Source organism: Mesorhizobium sp. (assembly GCF_041661565.1).
In the GTDB taxonomy this organism is placed as follows: Bacteria; Pseudomonadota; Alphaproteobacteria; order Rhizobiales; family Rhizobiaceae; genus Mesorhizobium.
Genome location: NZ_JBAZUD010000247.1, coordinates 1 through 3,533, shown reverse-complemented (window position 1 = coordinate 3,533; position 3,533 = coordinate 1). Strand labels below are relative to the sequence as shown.

4 protein-coding genes are annotated in these 3,533 nt (G+C 64.9%); all 4 read left to right on the top strand.

The window, feature by feature from the left end; translation table 11 throughout:
* On the top strand, nucleotides 1-809 hold an 809-nt coding region (locus WC739_RS24975), incomplete at its 5' end, for a M17 family metallopeptidase (protein ID WP_372955661.1).
* Between the two features lie 72 nt (nucleotides 810-881).
* Nucleotides 882-1,232, top strand: a complete 351-nt coding sequence (locus WC739_RS24970; RefSeq protein WP_372955660.1) for a MarR family winged helix-turn-helix transcriptional regulator — start codon at nucleotides 882-884, stop codon at nucleotides 1,230-1,232.
* A gap of 26 nt (nucleotides 1,233-1,258) precedes the next feature.
* A complete protein-coding gene (locus tag WC739_RS24965; RefSeq protein ID WP_372955659.1) occupies nucleotides 1,259-2,119 on the top strand; it encodes a C40 family peptidase in 861 nt (286 codons plus the stop codon).
* A gap of 234 nt (nucleotides 2,120-2,353) precedes the next feature.
* On the top strand, nucleotides 2,354-3,533 hold a 1,180-nt coding region (locus tag WC739_RS24960), incomplete at its 3' end, for a DEAD/DEAH box helicase (RefSeq protein WP_372955658.1).

The following is a 3,533-nucleotide window of genomic DNA, read 5'->3' as shown; positions in this document are numbered from 1 at the left end:
AGAACTTCCCGATGATCCATGCGGTCGGCCGTGCGTCGGCAGAGGCGCCGCGCCTGATCGACATGAGCTGGGGGCCGGAGGGCGCGCCCAAGGTGACGCTGGTCGGCAAGGGTGTCTGTTTCGACACGGGCGGCCTCGACATCAAGCCGTCGTCCGGCATGCTGTTGATGAAGAAGGACATGGGCGGCGCGGCCAATATCCTTGGCCTGGCCTCGATGGTCATGGCCTCTGGGTTGAACCTGCGGTTGCGCGTGCTCATTCCCGCCGTCGAGAACTCGATTGCCGGCAACGCCTTCCGACCCGGCGACGTGCTGACAAGCCGCAAAGGGATCACTGTCGAGATCGGCAATACAGATGCTGAAGGGAGGCTGGTTCTGGCCGACGCTCTGGCGCTGGCCGACGCCGAGGAGCCGCAACTCCTGGTCGACATGGCGACGCTGACCGGGGCCGCCCGCGTCGCCCTCGGCCCCGACCTGCCGCCGTTCTACACAGGCGACGAAGCCCTGGCGTCGGACCTGGCGGCCGCATCGCTCGCGGTCGGCGATCCGCTGTGGCGCATGCCGCTGTGGCGGCCTTACGACGCCAAACTGTCGTCGAGGATCGCCGACATCAACAATGTCACCACCGACGGGTTCGCGGGATCGATCACAGCGGCACTGTTTCTCAAACGCTTTGTCGACAGGACCGCGAGCTGGGCGCATTTCGACATCTTCGCCTGGAACCCTTCGGACCGTCCGTACGGCCCGGCCGGCGGTGAGGCGCAAGGCATCCGCGCGCTGGAGCGGATCATCTCGGCACGCTTCGGCTGATGGACCCAGGCAGGCCCCGCGAACCGCTGAAACTGAAACGGAACCGAAACAATTTGCCGTCATGATGGCGGGATGCCGATTGCGATGCGCCCAAGCCAGGCCTTGCGACTGTGGCAGCAGGTGATGCTGTCGCAGGTGCGCAACGATGAACCCGATCTGACCATGCGACAGACGGCGATCCTGTTCACCATCTATCTCGATGCGCCGCCGCATACGGTGCGCGGGCTCGCCGCCCGCCTCAACGTCACCAAGCCGGTCATCACCCGCGCGCTCGACACGATGGGTGCGTTGAAACTGGTGTCACGCCACCGAGACGAACTCGACAAGCGCAATGTGCTGATCAGGCGCACGGTCGAGGGCGCGCTCTTTGTCGAGCGTTTCGGTGATGGTATCATCGCCAAAGCCAGCGAACTGCCGATCTGACCCACTTGCCATTCGACGGAGCCGATTTGACCGCCAGGGATTCCCGCCTTCACGCCTTCCGCTCCGACCTTGCCGATGCAAGGCTGGAGGGCGAGGTTGCCGCCGATCGGTTTGTTGCTGGCAGGCCGGCGCGGATCATCGCGTCCGTGGCCGATATGCGCAAGGCGCCGCGTCCGGATGCCGGCGTCAACACGCAAATCCTGTTCGGTGATGACGTCGTGGTTTTCGAAGTCGCCGAAGGCTGGGCCTGGGTTCAGGCCGAGCGTGACGGCTATGTCGGCTATGTCGCTGATACCATGCTGGGCGGACGGGATTATGAGCCTACCCATATCGTCTCGGTTCCCCGCACCTTCCTCTATCCTGGGCCGGACCTGCGATTTCCGATCGAAGGACAGCTGTCCATGGGATCGACAGTGACCGTGGTGGGCGCCGCCGAGACGCGTGGCACGCACTATGCCGTCTTGCCGTCCGGCGAGGCTGTCATTGCTGGTCACCTGCGGCCGCTCGGTGATGTCGCCGCCGACTACGTCTCGATGGCCGAGATGTTTCTCGGCACGCCCTATCTCTGGGGCGGGGTCTCCGGTTTCGGCATCGACTGTTCGGGCCTCGTGCAATTGTCCATGCGCATGGCCGGAAGGGACGTACTACGCGATTCCGACATGCAGGCGGCGACCCTCGGCGAGCCCCTTGAGCCTGGTCCGGACTATGCCGGACTGCGCCGCGGCGACCTCGTGTTCTGGAAGGGGCATGTCGCGGTCATGGCCGACGCCGACACCATGATCCACGCCAATGGCCATACCATGCTTGTATCGCGCGAAGGACTGAAGGATGCGATCGCCCGCATCGGTTATCTCTATGGCGGCCCGACGGGGTTCAGAAGGCCGTAAGCCTTCTCCTTCTCCCGTCACTATTCGGGGAGAAGGAGCCCGAAGGGCGGATGAGGGGCAGCGCGAGCCTGCGAGTGATCGCGACAACACCCAATTTGTGATCGCTGGCGCTGCCCCTCACCTGCCTGCCGGCATCCTCTCTTCGTAAAGTGACGGCGAGAGGGGCCCTCTCCTCGATCCCCTTTTGTTCCGATTCTCCTTGGCGATTGTCTTTCGCCGCGCTACCTCTGGCGGGTGACAGAGCAGCCGCGCCTCTCCGACCAGAATGCCGCCGTGATCCTGCCCGAACCATTCCTCAGGTGGTTTGGTGAGAAAGGGTGGTCGCCGCGCGCCCATCAGATCGAGCTCCTGGCGAAGGCTCAAGGTGGACAGTCGGTGCTGCTGATCGCTCCAACCGGGGCGGGCAAGACGCTCGCTGGGTTCATGCCGTCCTTGACCGAACTGGCGGATCGGCCGAAACGAAAGCCGGGACAGGCGCGGCGCGGCATCCATACGCTTTACATTTCGCCGCTGAAGGCGCTGGCCGTCGACATCGAGCGCAATCTGGGCAAGCCCGTCGAAGAGATCGGCCTGCCTGTCACCATCGAGACGCGAACGGGCGACACGCCGGCGCACAAGCGCCAGCGCCAGAAGCTTGTGCCCCCCGACATCCTGCTCACCACGCCCGAGCAACTGGCGCTGCTGATCGCGGCTGGCGACGCCAAACGTTTCTTCCAGGACCTGCGTTATGTGGTGCTCGATGAACTGCATTCCTTGGTGACGTCGAAGCGCGGCCACCTGCTGGCGCTCGGGCTGGCGAGGCTGCGCACCTTTGTCCCCGGCCTGCAGACGATCGGCCTGTCGGCGACGGTGGCCGAGCCCGATGAGTTGCGGCGCTGGCTGATCGGCCAGAATCCACCGGGGGGAATGTCGGAACTGATCGTCGTTACCGGCGGCGCGAAACCCGAAATCACCATTCTCGATTCGGAAGAGCGGGTGCCGTGGGCCGGACATTCGGCGCGCTACGCCACGCCGGAAATCTACCGCGAGATCAAGCGTCACAAGACCACCCTGCTGTTCGTCAACACCCGCAGCCAGGCGGAGCTGCTGTTCCAGGAATTGTGGCGTGTCAACGAGGACACCTTGCCGATCGCTCTCCACCACGGCTCGCTGGACGTTGCCCAGCGCCGGCGGGTCGAGAAGGCGATGGGCGAGAACGCGCTGCGCGCCATCGTCGCCACCTCGACGCTCGACCTCGGCATAGACTGGGGCGATGTCGACCTCGTCGTGCACGTAGGCGCGCCGAAGGGCGCCAGCCGGCTGGCGCAGCGCATCGGCCGCGCCAACCACCGAATGGACGAGCCCTCCAAGGCCATTCTGATCCCCGCCAACCGTTTCGAGGTTTTGGAATGCAGGGCGGCGCTGGACGCCAACT